At 58.3% G+C, this 19,911-nt stretch carries 13 protein-coding genes; 6 read left to right on the top strand and 7 right to left on the bottom strand.

What is annotated here, in order from left to right; all coding sequences use genetic code 11:
* Positions 1 to 59 precede the first annotated feature (59 nt).
* Positions 60 to 1,070 (top strand): replication initiator protein A, encoded by a 1,011-nt coding sequence (locus Z946_RS0101030; protein WP_025053894.1) that lies wholly within the window; start codon positions 60 to 62, stop codon positions 1,068 to 1,070.
* On the opposite strand, the gene Z946_RS0101025 is transcribed toward Z946_RS0101030, so the two are convergent.
* Complete coding sequence (locus tag Z946_RS0101025; RefSeq protein WP_025053893.1) at positions 1,067 to 2,368, bottom strand: glycosyltransferase; 1,302 nt, start codon at positions 2,366 to 2,368, stop codon at positions 1,067 to 1,069. The genes Z946_RS0101030 and Z946_RS0101025 overlap by 4 nt on opposite strands.
* Positions 2,369 to 2,531: 163 nt before the next feature.
* On the opposite strand from Z946_RS0101025, the gene Z946_RS0101020 reads away from it, so the two are divergent.
* Positions 2,532 to 3,992, top strand: a complete 1,461-nt coding sequence (locus Z946_RS0101020) for a glycosyltransferase family 4 protein (RefSeq protein WP_025053892.1) — start codon at positions 2,532 to 2,534, stop codon at positions 3,990 to 3,992.
* Between the two features lie 196 nt (positions 3,993 to 4,188).
* Here the strand turns inward: Z946_RS0101020 and Z946_RS21220 are convergent, their stop codons facing one another.
* Positions 4,189 to 5,115, bottom strand: coding sequence for a heparin lyase I family protein (locus Z946_RS21220; RefSeq protein ID WP_081780746.1), 927 nt, complete (start codon positions 5,113 to 5,115; stop codon positions 4,189 to 4,191).
* Positions 5,116 to 5,330: 215 nt separating this feature from the next.
* Complete coding sequence (locus Z946_RS0101005) at positions 5,331 to 7,127, bottom strand: ABC transporter ATP-binding protein (RefSeq protein ID WP_025053890.1); 1,797 nt, start codon at positions 7,125 to 7,127, stop codon at positions 5,331 to 5,333.
* A 442-nt stretch (positions 7,128 to 7,569) separates the two neighbouring features.
* On the opposite strand from Z946_RS0101005, the gene Z946_RS0101000 reads away from it, so the two are divergent.
* Positions 7,570 to 10,161, top strand: a complete 2,592-nt coding sequence (locus Z946_RS0101000) for a calcium-binding protein (protein WP_025053889.1) — start codon at positions 7,570 to 7,572, stop codon at positions 10,159 to 10,161.
* A 317-nt stretch (positions 10,162 to 10,478) separates the two neighbouring features.
* Positions 10,479 to 12,863 carry a DUF4214 domain-containing protein gene (locus Z946_RS20940; protein WP_025053888.1) on the top strand — a complete coding sequence of 795 codons (2,385 nt, stop codon included), beginning with the start codon at positions 10,479 to 10,481 and terminating at the stop codon, positions 12,861 to 12,863.
* A 16-nt stretch (positions 12,864 to 12,879) separates the two neighbouring features.
* Here Z946_RS20940 and Z946_RS0100990 read toward each other — a convergent pair whose 3' ends face one another.
* Together Z946_RS0100990 and Z946_RS0100985 are read right to left on the bottom strand one after the other, a co-directional pair.
* On the bottom strand, positions 12,880 to 13,575 hold the full coding sequence (locus Z946_RS0100990) for a YoaK family protein (RefSeq protein ID WP_025053887.1): 696 nt from the start codon (positions 13,573 to 13,575) through the stop codon (positions 12,880 to 12,882).
* A gap of 99 nt (positions 13,576 to 13,674) precedes the next feature.
* The gene (locus Z946_RS0100985) at positions 13,675 to 15,159 is read right to left on the bottom strand and encodes a matrixin family metalloprotease (RefSeq protein ID WP_160170258.1); all 1,485 of its coding nucleotides are present in this window, start codon (positions 15,157 to 15,159) and stop codon (positions 13,675 to 13,677) included.
* A 487-nt stretch (positions 15,160 to 15,646) separates the two neighbouring features.
* Here Z946_RS0100985 and Z946_RS0100980 point away from each other — a divergent pair, with 487 nt between their 5' ends.
* On the top strand, positions 15,647 to 15,952 hold the full coding sequence (locus tag Z946_RS0100980) for a helix-turn-helix domain-containing protein (RefSeq protein WP_025053885.1): 306 nt from the start codon (positions 15,647 to 15,649) through the stop codon (positions 15,950 to 15,952).
* A gap of 88 nt (positions 15,953 to 16,040) precedes the next feature.
* Complete coding sequence (locus Z946_RS0100975; protein WP_025053884.1) at positions 16,041 to 17,735, top strand: hypothetical protein; 1,695 nt, start codon at positions 16,041 to 16,043, stop codon at positions 17,733 to 17,735.
* Positions 17,736 to 17,857: 122 nt separating this feature from the next.
* Here the strand turns inward: Z946_RS0100975 and Z946_RS0100970 are convergent, their stop codons facing one another.
* Together Z946_RS0100970 and Z946_RS0100965 are read right to left on the bottom strand one after the other, a co-directional pair.
* A complete protein-coding gene (locus Z946_RS0100970) occupies positions 17,858 to 19,150 on the bottom strand; it encodes an HlyD family type I secretion periplasmic adaptor subunit (protein ID WP_025053883.1) in 1,293 nt (430 codons plus the stop codon).
* 41 nt (positions 19,151 to 19,191) lie between these two features.
* On the bottom strand, positions 19,192 to 19,911 hold a 720-nt coding region (locus Z946_RS0100965), incomplete at its 5' end, for an ATP-binding cassette domain-containing protein (protein WP_025053882.1).

Genomic DNA, 19,911 nt, shown 5'->3' with positions numbered 1-19,911 from the left:
GGGAACAGGCAGCAGGATTAGCGGTGCAGTGGCACTGCAACAGGGCAGGGGCGAAACATATGGCGGATCTGGTTCAGTCCGGACTATTGCCCGAGCGGCATCCGACGGGAGACTTCTTTGTCTGCGATGTCTTTGACGCCGTGCCCAAGGATGATCTGGCTTCTATGGAGCATCCGATTTTCACCCTGTCCACGCGGCCCGACCGGCGCATCCTGAACTATGCCCACAAGGGGACCGAGATCACCGTGGTGCCATCCATGCGCGGACTGGCCACGATCCACGACAAGGACATTCTGATTTTTTGCATCAGCCAGCTGATGGCGGCGCTGAACGCAGGGCGCGCGACCAGCCGTACGCTGACCCTGAAGGCACATGATCTGTTGGTGGCCACAAACCGCGAAACATCGGGGGATGCCTACCGGCGGCTCAAGGATGCTTTCGAGCGGCTCGCAGGTACGCGGATCACCACCAACATCGAGACAGGCGGGCGCGAAGTGACCTCCGGTTTCGGTCTGATCGAGGCCTGGGAGATCGAGCGGCGGGCCCGGGGCGGGCGTATGGTCAGCGTGTCGGTGACATTGTCGGAATGGCTTTACCGGGCGGTATTGAGCAAATCGGTGCTGACGCTGAGCCGGGACTATTTCCGTCTGCGCAAACCGCTGGAGCGGCGCATTTACGAACTGGCCCGCAAACATTGCGGCCGCCAACCCGTCTGGCGTGTTTCGGTCGAGACCCTTCTGAAGAAATCCGGCTCCGCCTCACCGCGCCGCGTGTTCCGCGCGATGCTGCGCGAGATGATCAAGAGCGACCATCTGCCCGATTACAGGCTTGCAGAGGAGGAGGGCGACATCATCGCCTTTGTCCCGCGCCGCCTGAGCGAGGGGCCGGAGGCGCCGCCGCTGTCCGAAGCAGCTTATGAGGCCGCGCGTGCGGCGGCACCGGGCGCGGATGTCTATGCGCTGGAAGCGGATTGGCGGGCCTATTGGGCGCGGTCGGGCAAGCCGCGGCTGCGCTCGGCGGACGGGGCATTTGTGGGATTTGTCCGCATGCGCGCCGGACAGGACGGTTAGGGCAGGGCGGTGCCGGCCTCGCGGGGCTGCTCCAGCGCGTCCACCGCATCCAGAACGCCGTAAGCCACATCTTTCCAGCTGCGCAGTTCGTCCTTGCGGGCGGCGATGCGCGCCTTGAGGGCGGCATAGGCATCCGGATCCGACTGTAGTCGGTCAATCAATGCGGCCAGTTCTTCGGGGGCATCGGGGTTGAAGTACTGCGCCAGATCGCCGCCGACTTCTTTCAATGCCGCCGCTTCGGTGGAGGCCAGACCGGGGGTGCCCAGCCACAAGGCCTCACCCAGCGGCAGGCCCCAGCCTTCCATCCGCGACGGGATCGCCAGCGCCAGCGCCCCTTTGTAAAGATTGCGCAGCTCGGCCTGATTGGGGTTGGTCACGATATTGATGCGGTCGCGGATCGGATCGAACCGGTCCTGTTCAAGATAGCTGTCGGTGCGCTTGCGCTGTGCGCCTGCCAGCACCAGCGGCGGCACCGGACGGCCGGTGGTGTGCAGATGCAAAAGCGCTTCCATCACGCATTCGAGGTTCTTGCGCCCCGTGAGGATGCCGACGCAGAGCACATAAGGCTCTGCCGGGCCGCGCTGCACCACAGTTTCATCCGTTGTGCGCAATTCGTGGCTGAGCGGGACAACCGTCACACCGGGCACCTGGGGCAGATGGCCGGAGGCGGAAAAACGCTCAATCTCGGCCTTGGTGAAGGCGGAATTCGACAGAACGTGCTCTGACCCTTTGATGACGATGTGGTTGTCATGGGTGAAATTGTTGCAAAACATCGTCTGGCTGGAGTGGGCGAATTCGTAGATGGGAATCATGTCGTGCAGCAGCGGATTAAGCTTGATCGACACCCCTGCGCGGGCCGTCACCGTCAGGTAGTCGGCCATGATCTTGGGCCGGCCCAGCGACACCAGCCGCTGACCGTTCAGATCAACCTCGCGGACCAGCCCGTCGGGCACCGCACGCCAGCGGCGCAGGTTGATCATCCGCGCGCCCCATAGCGCGACAGGATACAGCAGATCACGCAGTTTATTGGGCTTTGGGAAGGTATAGCGCATGCGGATCGGGGTTGCCTCGGGCGGCAGGCCGGGGTCCAGAATGCCTGTGGGACTGTCCGCGCCGATGCGCGGGGTCACTTCGAAAAACCGTTCGTGTCCGGGTGAGAAGATGACAAAGCGCACGTCCGCTTCCGAGCGCGCAAGCTCGTAGCCCACCTCCATCACGGTGCGCGAAATACCGTAGTATTTGAACTTCAGTCCCGACGCGAGAAACTGTTCGGAAAGATCATAGTAAAGCACACTCATGTGCATCTCTTAGAGTATGAAAGCTGCTGTTGAAACCTCTCGGTATCACGCAAATCCCTGCGGATTGGAATCTGTCTGGTCTGCTCTTTGCCGCAGGGGTTGAGAAACAGCCGGTTTCCCGTCAAAGAACGTGCATTGAAAAACGGCTCAAGTGAGGCAGCCCATGAAGACACATTTTTTTGATGTCACAGACATCGCGCTTTATGTGGAAAAGGAAACCTCTGTCTCCGGCATCCAGCGGGTGTCGTTCGAGGTGATCAAACGCATGGTCGAGACCCACGGGACCGAGACCGTTAAGCTGAGCTACTGGGACCGCGCCAAGCGGGACTATGTGTCGATCCCGTCGGATTTCATTGCCGATATGGACGAATTCGACCCCGATATCCTGAGCGCGGTTTTCTTTGGCCGGGCGGCACGTCCGCGCAAGGAGACCCCGCCGACGCTTGAGCGTTATCGCAACCGGCCGATGAAATACTGGTTCCACTATCTGCGCAGCACCTTCCATGCCGCGCGCGGAAACGAAGCGCATTTCACAAAGCACAACAGCAGCATCGAGGGCTGGCGCAATTTCAAAGCCGGTATCACAACCGAAACCGAGCCCGAGCCCAAATCCTATGACATGCCCCGCACGCAGCTGACCCAGATCGCGCAAAAGGGCGACCGTCTGGTGGTGCTGGGGGCCACATGGGACATCGACGGGCTGGACGCCTGTTTTCAGGGGCTGGCAGACAAACAGGGCGTCGAGATCAGCCAGCTGATCCATGACCTGATCCCGATCATCACGCCCGAACATATTGCGGGTGATTTCAGTCAGGAATTTTACCGCTGGCTCAAGACCTCCACCGGGTATTGCAGCAGCTATTTTGCCAACTCCGCCAATACGGCCACCGATCTGGCGGCCTTTATGGAAGAAATCGGCGAGCAACGCCCGATCCAGACCGTGCCGCTGGCGCAGGAATTCACCTTGGTAGAGCCTAAAAAGCAGCATGTGATGTCCGGTCCTGCGGGGGAATACAAATCGCGTGTGACGCGCACGCTTGGCCTGCGCCGCGAGATTTTGAACCTTGGCAAAGTGCCGTTTGTGCTGGTCGTGGGCACCATGGAATCGCGCAAGAACATCTGGCGGCTGGCACAGGCATGGCAGCGGATGACGCAAGAGGAGGGGCTGGACCTGCCCAAGCTGGTCTTTGCCGGCAAGCCCGGCTGGTACAACGATGATTTCAACCAGCTGATCCGCGCCAGCGGCAATCTGGGCGGTTGGGTGCAATTTGCCGACAAGCCCAACGACACCGAACTGGCCTGGCTCTATGAGACATGTGAATTTACCGCCATGGTCAGCTTTTACGAAGGCTGGGGCCTGCCTATCGGGGAAAGCCTGTCCTTCGGCAAGACGGCGGTGGTGGCCAACAATTCATCCATGCCCGAAGTCGGCGGCGATATGGTGGAATATTGCGATGCCCACAGCCTCGACAGTATGCACGCGGCCTGTCGCAAGCTGATCGCAGATCCCGAACACCGTGCCATGTTGGAACGCCGGATCGCAGACACCCGCCTGCGCACCTGGAAAGATGTCACCGAGGATTTTGTGCGGCTGTTGAGCGACGGCCAACCTGCCCAACCGTAACGCGCGCGCTATGCGGTGATCATCGCCCCTTTTGCGCAGATTGGACGGTGTGGCGGCGCGGGAGAGGGGACTGGTTTCCGATCGTCTGAGGGATCAACATAACAGCGATTATTTGCGGAATATTATACGTAAAAATCAATACATAAGAGGTATTTTCTGAGTGGGTGCGCCAGCAAAAATAAGCGCTTGGCGAACCTTACCACTTTGTAACGGTCACATTTTTGAACTGCACAGTAACATTGTCACCTTCTGGGAAGTCCATCGCGTGATAGAGGCCATATTTGAACGAAACACCGTCACCTTTTGCAATGTTTGGTCGTCCAGATCTGTCCCATATCAGCTCCCCGTCACACCAAACCTCAAAAACACTGGGTGTCTTATCCTTGAGATTTTTCTTGCGTTGAGAATGCCAAAAAACACGAACCACTACAGAATGCCATTCACCGAACTCCTCTGGCCCAAAACAAGTTCTGCCATTCACAAAATAGCCGGTGTCTTGGCTCAGTGAAAACGTTGAGGACGGTGCGAAGCCGCTGTGAAACTGGCCAACGATGAGGTGATCGTCTGATGCCGTTGACCTAAAATCTGTTGGCACCAAAATGTCCCAACTATAAATGCGTCTTGCGCCATGGCGAACCTTTTTAGTCGTTTTCATTTCCGACCTTTGTCGATTGCGACTGCAATCGTTAGTTAGCCCAATAGCTTGTATTGTCTTCGCTTTGGGCCCCGCCTTGCACTCCCCTGGTAAAAGCCAGAACCGCTCTATACCGCCATCGAGTTTCAGAGGTGCTCTTACACTATGTTCACTTTCCAGCCTGAATTGCTCAGCACGTATAGGATTTTTGGGTAATATAAGAGGGCACGTGACCGAAGTCCCCTCTAATTCTTCAAGGAGGCTTTCAGTGATTGGTCTCGCGATTTCAATATTTGAGGCTTGAGTGAAAAGGCGAGCCGCATTTTCGGTCTTCTGCCCCCATGCTCCATCTGCTGCACCAGCATGACACTGCCTTCCGTTCAGGAAAGTCTGCAAAGACCTGACTGGGTCCGCTGCGTTCACAGCGCTGCCCAATACGAGATTGAATGCACATAATACTATCAGAAATTTGGTCGTTCCTGTGTCCATTGGTCTTCTCCAGAGCACATTTAGCCGATTGTAGGTGTGTCGGGGGGAAATTGCAAAATAGGGTCACTCTCATCGTTCGAGGTATTTATCCGCCTTTTGAGTCACACTTAATCGTGGCCCCAACACAACCCTAAGGACGTTCACATAAAACCTGTTCAGGGATCTTTACCGGTTCTGGAGGTGAAACGTTCTACTTCAGGTCTGTCTCTATACCTCTAGCCGTAACTCTCGCGTTGGGCGGTGAACATGGCCGCATATAGCCCCTTTTGCGCCATCAGCTCTGCGTGGGTACCCTGTTCGACCACGCGCCCTTCGTCGAGCACATAGATATTGTCGGCATGGGTGACGGTGGACAGGCGGTGCGCCACGATGATTGTGGTCTTGTCACGCGACAGCTCTGTGATGGCACCGCGCACTTTTTCCTCGGTGCGCTGGTCCAGCGCCGATGTGGCTTCGTCCAGCAGCAGGATGGGGGCGGCACGCAGGAAGGCGCGCGCAATCGCGATGCGTTGCTTTTGACCGCCAGACAGCTGTGACCCCTTGGGTCCCAGAGGTGCGTCGCCACGCTCGCGCATCAGCGCATCAATGCCCACCAGTTCGGCCGCCCGCCAGATCTGTTCATCCGTGGCATCGGGTTTCACATAGCGGATGTTTTCGAAGATCGAGGAGTTGAAGATCACGATGTCCTGCGCCACCACCGAAAACGACTGGCGCAGTTTGTCGATGCGCAACTTGTCGATGCGGTCGCCGCCGATCGTCACCTCGCCGCGCTGCACATCATAAAGGCGCGCGATCAGGCTCAGGACCGTGGTTTTGCCCGATCCGGTGGCCCCCACGATTGCGGTGATCTTGCTGCCCTCAAAGGTCATGTCCACGCCATCGAACAGCGGCTGCGTTTCAGAGTACTGGAACGCCACATCGCGCAGCACGATATCGCCCAGCGGGTCAAAGTCCTCCTTGGCATCGGGGGCGTTGGTGATCGAGGGAAGCTCGCGGTAGAGGCTGCGCAACCCGTCGAGGATCACAAGGCTTGCCTGCATGCGCACAAAGAAATACGTCAGGCGCCGCGCGGGATCAAAGATCAGCGCCATGCCGATCATGAAGCCGATGATCGCGGCCCCGTCCATCGCGAAACCGGGGTCGAGCGCCATATACCCGCCCGCGCCGATGATCAGGATATAGATCGTGGCCGACATGATATCGACCGAAGGGCTCATCAGGGCCTGGGCTGCCTGAAGCCGCAGTGACAGGTTCTTGATCTCCTGGCTGGCGTTGGTCAGGCGGGTGCGTTCCATCGGTTCCTGGTTGGAGATCTTGACCGTGCGCATGCCGTTGGACATTTCCTCAAGCCCCGACATATAGGCGCCCATGGCGTTTTCCGCGCTGCGCTGCACGTCCTTGATCCGGTGGGAGATATAGCGCACCACAAAGGAAATGCAGGGCAGCACGATGGCCACCAGCAAGAACAGATGCGGGGATTTCCACGTGAGGTATCCCGAGACGATGATCACGGTCGCGGCATCGCGCACCGCGTTGACCGTGGTCTGGCCGATGAAATCGCTCAGGTCCTGTGCCTGATTGACCAGCCGCAGGATGATGTCACCTGCCTTGGTCCGCTCAAAGAACGCCAGATCCAGCATCATGATATGATCGATCAGATCACGCCGCATCTTGAACACCGCATCAGAGGCCAGCCAGACCGAAATGCGCGGCACCAGATAGGACATGATCGCCCGTACGGTGAAGATACCCATCACCATGAAACAGACCCGGATCAGCCCGCCGACATCGCCGTTTTCGAAAATCACGCGCAGACCGTCTTCGGTCAGTTTGATAAACTGCTGATAGGCAAAACCCTGCACCAGGATCATCACCATCACGACGCCCAGCCAGACGACCTTTTCCTTGAGATAGGTACGGCAGAACCAGGCGATGTTTTCCTTGTCACGGTCCGTGAACAGCGGTTTGCGTTCCTTGCTGCGCCACTTCCCGAACAGATTAAGCTTGGTCATAATACTGTGCTGAACGCCTCTGTTGTCGCTGACGTTCACCCTTACAGTTGACCGGACCGAGGTACAATGATGGCGGCACCAAGGGCGGCGTGTGCACGCGTTCCGGCAGGGTCGACCGGGCAGGATCAGTCAGGCGGATGCTGCCACATTTTACATAATTCAAACTATAGGATTTCAGCTTCAAGCACATGCGCCCGCCCGACGCGCACAAAAATTGCTACGCCGCGCGGTTTTATGATACAAAGAATCGAACGGAACGTTCCACGCAACATTATCGTTAAGTGGCCGCCATTTTTTCTGGATACACGCTCAGGTTATGAGCCTTGTAAAATTTACTGTTTAAGACGACCCTGCAGCCTGTCGGCATATTATTGCATGCCTGCTGACCTACGCTGCGCTGCCAATTTCAGGCGTGCATTGATTTATTTGGAGGATATCTATTATGGCAACCACGGCACAAGTTGAGCAGGTTATTAAGCTGTTTATCGGTTATTTTAACCGCGCCCCTGCCCCCGGTGGTACAAATTACTGGTCTGGCCGTTTTGAAGCCAGTTCGGAAGGGCCGGCCATGACATGGGCCGAAATTGCCGAATCTTTTTCGGTGCAAAGCGAGACAACAACGCTTTACCCGATCATGGATACCCGCGATTTTTCCGAAGCCTCGCTCAAGACGTTTTTCAACAGCGTGTTCCAGAACCTCTTTGGCCGCGACATCCGTGATGGGGGGCTGGCCTATTATTCAAACCAGCTGACCACAGATGATCCGGCTGAACAACGCTCCGTCGGCGAGATCATCCTTGATATCATCAACGGCGCTGTCGATGGTCCCGACAAGGCGCGGATCGACAACAAGGTCGCGGTGTCGATGGATTTCTTCAACAAGACCGATGCGATCCCCGGATTTGTCTTTGACGCCGATGCGCGTGCCGTGGCGACCAGCCTGCTGACGGGTGTGACCGATGATCCTGCCACCGTAGATCCTGCGCTGGCGCAGACCTCTGCCTATATCGCCACGGTGGACAGCGGCCAGCCGGGTGTCACGATCAATCTGACCGCAAGTGCGGACCTGCCGGGCGGTGACGGCGGTGGCACGGATACCGCAGGCACAGCCAACAACGACACCTATGCAGCCACGGTCGAAAGTTTCGTGGGCGGCACGCTGCAAAACAGCGACGTGATCGAGGCCGGAGGCGGCCAGGACACATTGAACATCCGGGCGGTGGCCACCAGTCAGATCGTGTCACCCAGTGCGACGGGCCTTGAGAAAATTGCTGTCACGAACCAGTTGGCAAGCTCCAGCTTCATTCTGGACATGTCCGGCATGGAAGGCGAAACAGAACTGGCGGCCATTGATACGGAGGCCACTTCGGCAACTACTTTCTTGAATGTGGACGACGGCGCCCAGGTCCGTCTGGTAAACGTCGATGGCCAGACCCTTGTGAATTTCAAAGGTGACAGAAGCGCATCGACAACAGATGCCATTGATCTGTTTGTCAGCGATTCAGGGACGCAGGCCGCACCCGCAGTGTTTGCTACCATTGACAGCTCTTTCGCACCCGACACCAGTTATGAGGTTGCCACAATCGAAACCGGCGGAACGTCCGCATCGTTTCTTGATATGAGCGGTATGACACTCGACACCCTGACGGTCACCGGCACGCAGCAGTTGCAGCTTGACGATAATTCAAACGGTTTTGCGGCGTTGAAATCAGCGGATGCCAGCGCCATGACGGGTGGTGGACTGTTTCTCTTTGCGCCAAACAATACCTCTTCCGACTTTGCTTTCATGGGCAGTGACTTTGACGATACGCTGCAGCTCAACAACACGCTGCTGAACAACGCCAACACCCTGTCGCTGGATGGCGGCGGCGGCACCGATATGCTGGTGATCGACAGCTTCAACACCATCTCTGCGGCATCGGTGAATGCGACCAGCGGGTTCGAGGTGCTGGCAGCGGCCAATACCACCTCCAGCCTGAATGCCGAAGATTTCAACAGCATCGACCAGTTCCTTTTTGGCGGGCAGACGGGCAACGACGGACGCATCAACATCAACGGCGTGACGGGCGATGACACCTTTATCTTTGCCTCGAACGTGGGTCGGGGGGATGAGGCCGTGCGTTTCCAGGGGGCCACTGCCGGCCAGTCCTTGCAGTTCGAACTGCGCGGTGCGGCAGGTACAGGCGGCGAGGTGCGCATCGAATCCAGCGGCAACAGCAGCTCAAGCGCAGCGGTAGGATTTTCGGGCAACAACATCAGCTCGGCCGAGATTATATCCTCCGGTGCAAACGATGCAGCAAACGTGATCCGCGGCGTGGACAGTGGCAGCAACAACTACTTTGCCTTCGACAATCAAAACGGGCCCAGCAACTTTAGCATCAGCGGATCGCAGGCCCTCACCATCACCGCCGAAGCAGGCGTCAATCTGAATGCCAGCTCTGACGAATCGGGCTTTAGCAACGGGGTCAATCTGGATGGCTCGGGCGCGTCAGGCGTATTGCGTCTTGCAGGCTCCAACAGCAATGACGCCATTGAGGGCGGCTCTGCGGCGGACATCTTCTACGGGATGGGCGGCAGTGATGTGCTGACCGGTAACGGCGGGGCGGACCAGTTCCGTTTCTCCAACAACAGCGGCACGGACGAAATCAAGGATTTCACCACAGGCACGGACAAGATCGGCCTGGAACGGGTGGATTTCGCCAACACCACCCAAACCGCTGAAGGGGCCACACTGAACACGGCTGACTACGTCGACAACCTGTTGACCGTTGCCAACCTGTCGGGCGCGGATTCCAACAAGGTGGTCGAGCTGCAGAATGCTGCAACCGGTGCCCAGATCACGGGTACCGCAGTTGGTGCGACAAACACCTATCTGCTGGTATTCAACCAGACCTCCGGCAAGGGCGAACTGTGGTTTGACAACGACTGGTCAACAACAGCAGGCCGCAGCATGACAGCGGAATTGGACAACATCACCACGCTGTCTGATCTGGTCGGGCTCAGCAACACCGACTTTGTCGAATACATGTTCTGATCCAACCCAAATCTGAACGTCAGATACGGCCGGTCCCTACACGGGGGCCGGCCATTTTTGTGGCGCGCCCAGCCCCGGATTCGGTGCAGGTGATGCCCGCGCCGCTCTTTCGTTGTTTCCATCATGAAGACAACCAAAGGGCCGGATTCCTATTGTAAGGCGAAAATAAGGCACATTTTCTTAAAATTGCCTTATTTCATATGATATCAATGATTTGCTTGTCTCCTTAGGCTTGATTCTGGCAATTTGATGGCGGTGGGTCCCACGGCAAAGAAACAATGCCGGGTCTAATAGTCACGAGTTGAGGTAGTCCACTTATGGCGATCATGACGCTTTCAGGCCTGTCAAAAAGCGGAACATATGTCGATGCCGGCATGTTCGGTGCCAATGCCGTTTTTGAACATACCGAAGGGGGTCGCCCTGCAGAAGCTTATGAAGCGGCCGCAGATGCATTGGGTGTCACCAACATACGCTTTGGCGGCGGGCAGGCCGATCTGGACCTGACCAAACAGAACGCCGCAGGCGAAGTGCCTGTGGACGGTGAGACAGCCATCAACATCGTGACAATGCCAAACGGCATGCTGCGCCCGGAGCTGGTGAATTTTCTGGAATGGTGTGTGGCCCAAAATGCAAGCGGCAGCCCCACGCAGGCCACCCTGATCATCCCCACAAAACAGATCACGACCGAAGACTATGCAGCCTTCGCTGCGCAGATCGAAACCTTTGTCACCCTGGTCATGCAGCAATACGGCGATGTGATCAGCGCCTTCCAGATCGGCAACGAATACTGGGAGATGGGCGAGACCGCTTATGGCATCAAGGCCTCCCTCGGGACGGAAGCCGCCGAGCGGGGGATGATTGCGGCGGGATACGGCAGTGACACGCAGCCCGATATCCTTGTGCAGATGGGCACCGCCGGCAACGAAGGCTCCGAATTTCCGGCCACGCCGGGTGTCTCGGACTTTGCCGCCCGCAATGCTGCGGCCAATAACCAGATCATCGACCAACTGTCCGACCGGGCGCTTGACGCCATCGATGGCGTGACCGAACATTACTATTACAACAAAACCGACTACGCTTTTGCCGACCTCGACAATGCGGTCAAGAATATCGACAAGGATTACGCCATCTGGGCCGACAGGCTGGGCACCGACCTTGATCTGCACATCACCGAATGGAACGTCAAAACCTCTGCCGAGGAACAGCACGGCATGGTCGCGGGCTCCAGCATGGTGCGGCAGTTCGAAAACATGGTGGAGCTTGGCGTGGACGGGGCCCACATCTGGGCGCTGGATTACCATTCGCGCACCGCGCTCACGCTGGACACGGATGAAGGGGTGCGTCTGGACGCGCAGGGCCGCCTGACCAACTCCGCACAGGGTGCCGTCTTTGATCTGATGTCAGAGGCGCTGGTGGGCAAAGAGCTGGTCTCGGCCTCCTTTGACAGCGGCGTGCCGGACATCCACGTGGCCAGCTATGCCTCCGATCAGGAGCTGGTGTTCTACATCACATCGCGCAGCTTTGATCAGACGTCCCTTACCCTGGACCTGGCCGCAAAACTGCCCATGGCCGGTGCGGTGTCGGCGGTGCAGATCACGATGGATACCGCCACCTCCAACGGCCAGCAGTGGGAACGCGGCGTCGCGGCCGACAGCGTGATGATCGACGGCCAGCCCTATTTCTACAACGAACACGATGTGGATGTGATCCTCACCGATATGGTGTTCACCGATGCGGGCGCCATCGATCTTGTCCTGAACCCCTTTGACGTGGTGGAGCTGACTGTCTCGCTTGTCACCACCCCCGAGCCCCCCAAGGCGGACCCCCTCGCCGTGCAGGATGATCCGTATATTCTGGGCACCGCCGGTGATGACGTAATCCAGCTGACAGACAAGGTCACCTATATTGATGCGGGGGACGGGTTCGACACGGTCGCGATCAATGCCCTGGGCAGCCAGGCCAGTATTTCCTTTGACGGTTTCGGCAAACCTGTTCTGACCGCACCGGGCTATGACACCCCCATCACACTGGCAAACGTGGAACGGGTCGAATTCACCGACCGCCAGTTCGACATCAGCATCCAGTCCAGCACCGCCGCATTGTCCGCACCCGACTTTGCGTCGATCACGGAGCTTTATATTGCCTATTTCGACCGCGCGCCTGCGTCCAAAGGGTTGCTCTATTGGGCGACGCGGCTGGAGGAGGGCATGAGCCTGCCCGAGATCGCAGAGAGCTTTTTCGTCCAGCCCGAGACCCAAAGAACCTATGCCGCTTTTCTCGATGACGCGGGCAATGTGACCGACACGCAGGCCTTTGTCTCGGCGGTGTTCAATAACGTGCTGGGGCGTGATCCGTCGAGCACCTATTGGGTGGACGAGCTGGATACCCCCGGCTCCGAAATCACACCCGCGATCTTCATTCTGGCGGTGCTGAACGGCGCCAAAGCCGCGTCAGGCGGGGCGGCGGATGCGGCGTTTCTGGACGTCAAAACCGATCTTGGCGTGTACTTTGCCGCGATCAAGGGGCTGTCGGATTATGACGACACGGTCGCGGTGATGGAGATGTTCGACGGCAGCGCCTCCAGCGTGTCCGCGGCAGTGGCCGAGATCGACAGGCTGCACAGCGAGGCGCTCGACCCCGACACCGGCGCGTTCCTGATGCCGCTGGTGGGCGTGATCGACGATCCCTTCGCGGTGATGTGAAAACGCGCGCGCGGTGTCAGGGGCGATGTGCACGAAACGCTTCGGGAACTGCGATGACAAGCAGGACAGTTGCCGCAATCACAAAGAGCCAGCTTCCGGTCAATTGAAACAGCAACGCCCCCAAGATGCCACCGATGGCAAAACTGGCGAGGGTCAGGCTGTGTAGGATCAGCTTTGGCATGGCATCGTGGCGGGCCTTTGTATCGCCTGCCAGTGCGGCCAGTTCGATCCCGATGTCCGTTGCCATTCCCGACACATGGGTTGTCCGCACGCGCGCCCGCGAGATCATCGTAGTGACCGCGTTCTGCAGACCCATAATAAAGCTCAGAACAATGACCAATAATGTCTCGTCGAGCCTGACCAACGACATAACAAGGGCAGTCCCCAGCACGAGCAGTATGGCCGCTTCGACAGTTATGGCGAGGGCATAGACCGACCTGAGATGTCTTTTTTCGCCGGCCTGTATGGCAAGGGCCGCGATGCCTGCGCCGCAGATAAACGCCACAACCAGCCCCATGAAAGACAGGGATATGGCAACCGCACCGTTTGCAAGGCTATCTGCAAAGGCCGAAATATTACCTGTCATATTCGCGGTGAACGACCCCGCGATCAGGAATCCGACAGCGTTCAGCGCACCCGCCAGTGCAGACAAAAGGCCCGCAAGAACCAAATCGATGTTTGAGGTCCGGTCATCACCGACTTTGATTAGCATCCCGGCTCCTGCTCACGTTTCTTTTGCAAAAGAACAGTAGCTGCATAGCCGAAATCCGGTAAAGGGGGCACGGGCACCGACGGTCGGGCGCGCGCGTTTTCACATCACCGCGAAGGGATCGTCGATCACGCCCACCAGCGGCATCAGGAACGCGCCGGTGTCGGGGTCGAGCGCCTCGCTGTGCAGCCTGTCGATCTCGGCCACTGCTGCGGACACGCTGGAGGCGCTGCCGTCGAACATCTCCATCACCGCGACCGTGTCGTCATAATCCGACAGCCCCTTGATCGCGGCAAAGTACACGCCAAGATCGGTTTTGACGTCCAGAAACGCCGCATCCGCCGCCCCGCCTGACGCGGCTTTGGCACCGTTCAGCACCGCCAGAATGAAGATCGCGGGTGTGATTTCGGAGCCGGGGGTGTCCAGCTCGTCCACCCAATAGGTGCTCGACGGATCACGCCCCAGCACGTTATTGAACACCGCCGAGACAAAGGCCTGCGTGTCGGTCACATTGCCCGCGTCATCGAGAAAAGCGGCATAGGTTCTTTGGGTCTCGGGCTGGACGAAAAAGCTCTCCGCGATCTCGGGCAGGCTCATGCCCTCCTCCAGCCGCGTCGCCCAATAGAGCAACCCTTTGGACGCAGGCGCGCGGTCGAAATAGGCAATATAGAGCTCCGTGATCGACGCAAAGTCGGACTGGGACAGATAGGTGGCACCCGACCGGATGCCGATATCGAAGGATTCACCCTGAGACTGGAAATCCAGTTGTTCGATGCTGATCAATGTGTTGGTGCCGTCGCGGCCCGATACGCGATCTGTCAGCACAATGCCGTCCGTGGCCATGGTCAGCGTATATTGCGTGATATCCCCCGTCAGGGTGACGGTGTCGATTCCGGCCATGCCGTCGATCACCGTGTCGCCGCCCTGAACTCCGAAAGTGTCGTTGCCACGGGTTGCGGCATAGACGATCACCGGCTGATCTGCGGGGTCGTCCCGCCCGCTGTCGGGCGGCGGTGTTGTGTCATCTGTTGTGCCGCTCTGGGGGGCCGTGTCGGCCGCGCCATAAAACGCCTGTGCACCCGCGATATCGCCCGGTGTCAGCCCGTCCAGACCACTGATGTTGCTGGCATACATGATCGTGTCGGGGTCCTGCGTATGGCCCAGCCCGATGGCATGACCGATCTCGTGCAGTGCCACCTGATAAAGGCCCACTTCGTTCGAACCCACATCACGTTCTGTGGTCCAGTTCTCGGCGATGTCGAAACGGATTTCCGACTGCGTAAACGAAAACAGCGTCGCCGTGGTTTTGGACCCCAGCGTCGAGGCTTCGCCCACCACGCCAAAGGCACCGTCAATTGTATCCCATCCCAGCTGGATGTCGGTCTGGGATCCGGAAGACACCTCGACAAAATCGATGTCGGCCACGTCTTCCCACGCCTGAAAGGCGTCACGGATCACATCGCGATAGGCGCTTTCGGTGATGTATTGGGAAAACACAAAACCCGTACCCGGCGTTGAGGCAAAGGCCCAGGTCACGGTCCCGCCGGGCGTGCCATACTCCCCGGTTCCCCACTTCGCATTACTCAAATGATATTCGTTCGAGCAAAACTCACACATCCAGACCTCACACATTTACACACTCGTGCCGACCTTGGTGCCGCAACTATGCGCAAATTTTAGGGCAGGACTATGGTCAAACGGCCCAGATACATCTCTGGGCGGCCTATTGCCTGAACAGTCTGTTTCCCGGGCGGAAACAGGCCGTTCCCTGAAGCTCACATTGCGTAAACCGGCAGGACAGCATCCGCCTGACAGCAAGGCAAATCCGGCGCGCGCGGCAGCACAATGCGCAGGCCGCTGCAGGAACAGACCGTGATTTTTTGTTAATTTTTAGTGGTATGCGCGGTCTTTGTATCTTGATCGGCGCATAATAATCCGCTTTCCATTACATTGTACCACAGCGCTACGACGCCATTTGCCATCGGCTGAATACTGCTATATAGTGGTTCACTAGACACCCCTTGTCGGTCCGGCAGGCGGGTACTCCCTAAAGCTGCCAATTGAGGGTTAACCCATGCTTGCTGAAGTGCATAAGTCGACACCGGAAGAAGCCAAAGAGCAACGCGCCACTCTGGGCCTGTGGCTCAAGTCGCTTCGTGAAACCGAAGGTCTGTCCCAACGCGATCTCGCGGACCGTCTGTCTCTGGATTACTATACGTTCATCTCACAGCTGGAAAACGGCCGCGGTAAAATCCCCGCACACCGTTATGTGGAATGGGCCGGTGCTCTGGGCCAGGATCCCAAAAGCTTCGTGCGCGAACTTCTGCGCTATTACGAGCCACTGACTTACCAGATCCTGTTCGAAGACATGGCGGGCTAAAACTGGGCAGGGCAATATCTGCTCTGGATCGGCGACGCGATAAACGATATAGTTTAGCTTGACTTAGATTGATCGGGACGATCCTCCTATGGCGAAAATCCTTACCTTCCAGAGCAAGGGCGAAAGCTCTTTGGATCCGGATTTCCTGAACGATACCAATCAGACATTGTCGTTCAACACGCCGGTGGACGGACCTGTCAGCCTCGGGGATGTGTCACAGGCGATGATGCAGTCGCTGTTCCCCGATCCCAGAAAAGACTGGAGCAATCAGGAACTCGCCGATCTCTTCCGCGTACATTCGCTGCTCAGCAAGGCCAATGTGCAGGTAGAGACCGATCGCGGTGTCACCGACGAAGGCGATCCGTGGTTCGTGTTCTGCCATGCGACAGGCGAAGTCTTTATTCACATGTGCCGGATCGACGGCATGTATCTGCTTGATAGCCCCAATGTGACGCGCCCCCTGCAGGGTGCCGATTTCAATGCGCTGATCGCGGATTTCACCAACCAGACGCTGCCGGCCCTCGGGGCCGCCGACGAAGACACCGAACGGCGGGTCATCCGGCTTGAGCGCGGCGGCAAGATCAGCCTGCATCCTTCTGCCATGTTGGCCGCCCTGATCTGGACCCTGTTTCTGGCTTCCGAAGATCTGGTGCTGCTGGCCCCCGACGAAGACACCGCAGACGCCGATGGCAATACGCTTGCAGGTCTTGATGCGCTCTTCACCGTTGAAGGCGGTCAGGAAGCAGCAGAGCACGCGGATGTGTTTGTTCCCGCGCAGCAAGCGCTTGTCGATCTGCCCAAGGACACCGCCACCGAGGCCACACATGTCGCCCATGAAGCCCAGGGCCAGATGCGCGAAGCCGCCCATCAGCAGCAGGGCATCGGCGTACACCAGAACGCTTTCGCCACCGGTCTCAGCTCTATCGCCATCGCCATGGGCTTTATGTCCGAGGCCGCATTGCTGGGCGATCAGCGCAAGGTTTTCGAAGGTCTCAAAGAGCTTGGCTTTACCCAGTACGGTCAGGACACCGAGGTCGCCCAGACACTGGATATCGCCAATGGCGAGGAAAACAGCACCCTGCTGGCATCGCTCGCGGATTTCCTTGGCATCGAGCTGGCGCTTGGCGCAGAGCCGGATCAAGCCGTCGAAGCCACATCAGAGGTATCTCTGCTTCAGCAGGAACTTACCCATCTGACCGACAATGTGCAGACCACACATGCGGAGCTGCCGGTTGTCAAAACAACATCCGTTTCCGAAATTCACGACGGCAATGCCGACATCGACATGCCCGTCGAAGTGGCAGAGACCGCAACAGACCTGTCCGGCACCCCCACGCCGGTGCGCAACAGCGACACCCAGCAGACAGAGGCCAGTGCCGAGATCAAGGTGCTGAGCTTTGCCGAGGCGGTACAGCTTTGGCAGGAATCCCAGCTGGACGGGCTTCAGACCGGACAAACCACCGTGCAGGCCGGTTTTGATATTTTCGCGGCCGACCTCTATGCGATGTTTGAAACACCCGAAGACGTTGCGGTTGAACCGCTTTCTCTGGGCGGCAAATCCCACGCCTCCTTTGAAGAGCTGTCCCAGCGCCTGATCGATTTCTTTGAAACCAAAGGCAGCGAGATCGGCTTTATCCATCAGGGCAACGGCTTTGTCGCGATTGACCGCGAAGCGATCAAACTTGGCGGCGTTGACTATGTGGAATGGGAAACGAACGACGGCAAACGTATCGGCCTGATCGGCCTTGAAACGGATTTCCAGCAGTTTGACATGATCGCCTGAACCGGCCGGTTACCTCTCTCACACTTCCTGAACCACAAAAGCCGAGGACTGACGCCTCGGCTTTTTTAGTGGTGTCTGAACATGCTCGGGGCGGGCGCGTCCTGTGCGCCCTGCGAAAGCGCCTATTCCTCGATCATGCTTTTGCGAACAGCATCCATCAGCGGTGACGCGATGAAGTTGATCACCGTCCGCTCACCGGTGGTGATGACCACATCCGCAGGCATGCCCGCGGTCAGCCGGTCCTTGATCTCTTCGGGAATGTCGTCTTCCTCAACCGTTACGCGGGCCAGATAATAGGGGGCCTCATTCGCGTTGTCAGGCGTGATCACATCGCCCGAGACAGTCTCGACCGTGCCCAGCATGATCGGGATCAGCTTGGTCTTGAACGCGCTGAAACGCACCTCTGTCGACAGGCCGGCCGCCACGTTGTCCACGTCGATCGGGGACACGCGCGCGTTGATGATCAGCTCTTCGTCTTCGGGGACCAGTTCCATCAGGATGTCGCCGGGGCGAACAACCGATCCGACGGTATGCACCTTGAGGTTCTGGATCGTGCCGGAGCCGGGCGCGCGGATCTCGGTGCGGCGCAATACATCTGCGGCCACCTTGCGGCGCTCGCTCAGCTCGCTGATCTCGGCGCGGATCTGCTCCAGCTCGGTGCTGGCCCGCTCGCCGTATTCCTGTGTCAACTGCAACCGCTGCAACTCGGTCTCGCCGATGCTGGCGCGGGCTTGTGCAATGTCGGAAATCACCTGACCCAGATTGGCTTCGATCTCGATCAGCTCGTCTTCGCGCTGGGACAACTGGTTGCCCTGGATCAGGCCTTTCTGCTCCCCGTCGCGCATGCGCACAAGCATGGCCGTGTAATTGTCGATCCGGCGCTCGAACGCGGATTTCTGCAGCTCGAGCCCTTCGATCTGGACCTTGATCTGCTCGACCCGCGCAGAAAGGATATCTTCCTGACTTTTCAGGATCTGACGGCGGCCTTTGAACAGGTTCTTCTGGTCGGCAAGCACCGCGACAACGGCCTGCGAATTGCGCGACAATACGTCATGCGGAAAGGCAACCTCATCGGCAAGCGCACGTTCGGCCAGCAGACGTGCCTCAACCAGACGCGCCACGTCCAGACGGGTGGAGAAGACTTCAAGGTTGGACCGCGCTTCAATGCTGCTGAGCCGCAACAAGACGTCGCCCGCCTGTACAGTGTTGGCTTCCTGCACCAGGATTTCCTCAACGATGCCGCCTTCAAAGTGCTGCACAACGCGTCGGTTGCCCTCCAGCGAAATCGTGCCGGGCGCCACCACAGCACTGTCAAGCTTGGCCACGGCCGCCCAGCTGCCGAAGACACCAAAGGTGATGAAAATGAGGATATACCCCATCAGCGCGACGGGTTTCGGACTTGGTTTATTCGCCATCAGATAAGCTCCTTAGAGCGGTATGAGAACGGCCTGAACGCTCAGGCGCGCGGTTTGTCAGACATATTCACAACAGCCGGAGAGGATGGCGGTGCCACCGCAGTCTGCTGTTTTTCCTGCGCGGCTTTGGCCTGCTTCTGGGCCTCTGCCTGCTGGGCAAAAAGTTCACGGGTGGGGCCGAATTTTTCAACAGAGCCGCCCACCAGCATCAGGGTCTTGTCCGTCAGTGCCAGCAGGTTGGCCTTGTGGGTCACAATCACCACTGTTTTGCCGCGCTTCTTCATCTCCTGGATACAGGCCGCGAGGGCCTGCTCGCCATGCGCATCAAGGTTCGAATTCGGCTCGTCCAGCACAACAAGGTTGGGATCGCGGAACACCGCACGTGCCAGACCTACGCGCTGGCGCTGGCCACCCGACAGGGATTGCCCGCCATCGCCCACATCAGTGTCGTAACCTTCGCCAAGCGTCTGGATCATCTCGTGTGCGCCTGACAGCTGTGCCGCCGCAACAACCTCGATGTCCTGCGCGTCTTCGACAAAACGGCTGATGTTTTCAGTGACCGACCCGCGGAACAGTTTGACGTCCTGCGGCATGTACCCCATATCGCGGCCCAGCTGCTCTGCATCCCAGTGATGCAGCTCGGTGCCGTCCAGACGGACGGAGCCGCCCGCAGGCTGGCTGGCGCCGACCAGATGGCGCACCAGTGTGGATTTACCCGAACCGCTTGGCCCGATCACCGCCATCACTTCACCCTGCTTGAG

The sequence above is a fragment of the Sulfitobacter noctilucicola genome (assembly GCF_000622385.1).
Lineage (GTDB): Bacteria > Pseudomonadota > Alphaproteobacteria > Rhodobacterales > Rhodobacteraceae > Sulfitobacter > Sulfitobacter noctilucicola.
Note: the sequence above shows the minus strand (reverse complement) of the source record. Positions and strands in the feature narration are given on the sequence as shown.

Bases quoted from the DNA above. Each gene is read 5' to 3' on its own strand.
- Z946_RS0101030 (WP_025053894.1), top strand. From the start codon at position 60: ATGGCGGATCTGGTTCAGTCCGGACTATTGCCCGAGCGGCATCCGACG.
- Z946_RS0101025 (WP_025053893.1), bottom strand. From the start codon at position 2,368: ATGAGTGTGCTTTACTATGATCTTTCCGAACAGTTTCTCGCGTCGGGA.
- Z946_RS0101020 (WP_025053892.1), top strand. From the start codon at position 2,532: ATGAAGACACATTTTTTTGATGTCACAGACATCGCGCTTTATGTGGAA.
- Z946_RS21220 (WP_081780746.1), bottom strand. From the start codon at position 5,115: ATGGACACAGGAACGACCAAATTTCTGATAGTATTATGTGCATTCAAT.
- Z946_RS0101005 (WP_025053890.1), bottom strand. From the start codon at position 7,127: ATGACCAAGCTTAATCTGTTCGGGAAGTGGCGCAGCAAGGAACGCAAA.
- Z946_RS0101000 (WP_025053889.1), top strand. From the start codon at position 7,570: ATGGCAACCACGGCACAAGTTGAGCAGGTTATTAAGCTGTTTATCGGT.
- Z946_RS20940 (WP_025053888.1), top strand. From the start codon at position 10,479: ATGGCGATCATGACGCTTTCAGGCCTGTCAAAAAGCGGAACATATGTC.
- Z946_RS0100990 (WP_025053887.1), bottom strand. From the start codon at position 13,575: ATGCTAATCAAAGTCGGTGATGACCGGACCTCAAACATCGATTTGGTT.
- Z946_RS0100980 (WP_025053885.1), top strand. From the start codon at position 15,647: ATGCTTGCTGAAGTGCATAAGTCGACACCGGAAGAAGCCAAAGAGCAA.
- Z946_RS0100975 (WP_025053884.1), top strand. From the start codon at position 16,041: ATGGCGAAAATCCTTACCTTCCAGAGCAAGGGCGAAAGCTCTTTGGAT.
- Z946_RS0100970 (WP_025053883.1), bottom strand. From the start codon at position 19,150: ATGGCGAATAAACCAAGTCCGAAACCCGTCGCGCTGATGGGGTATATC.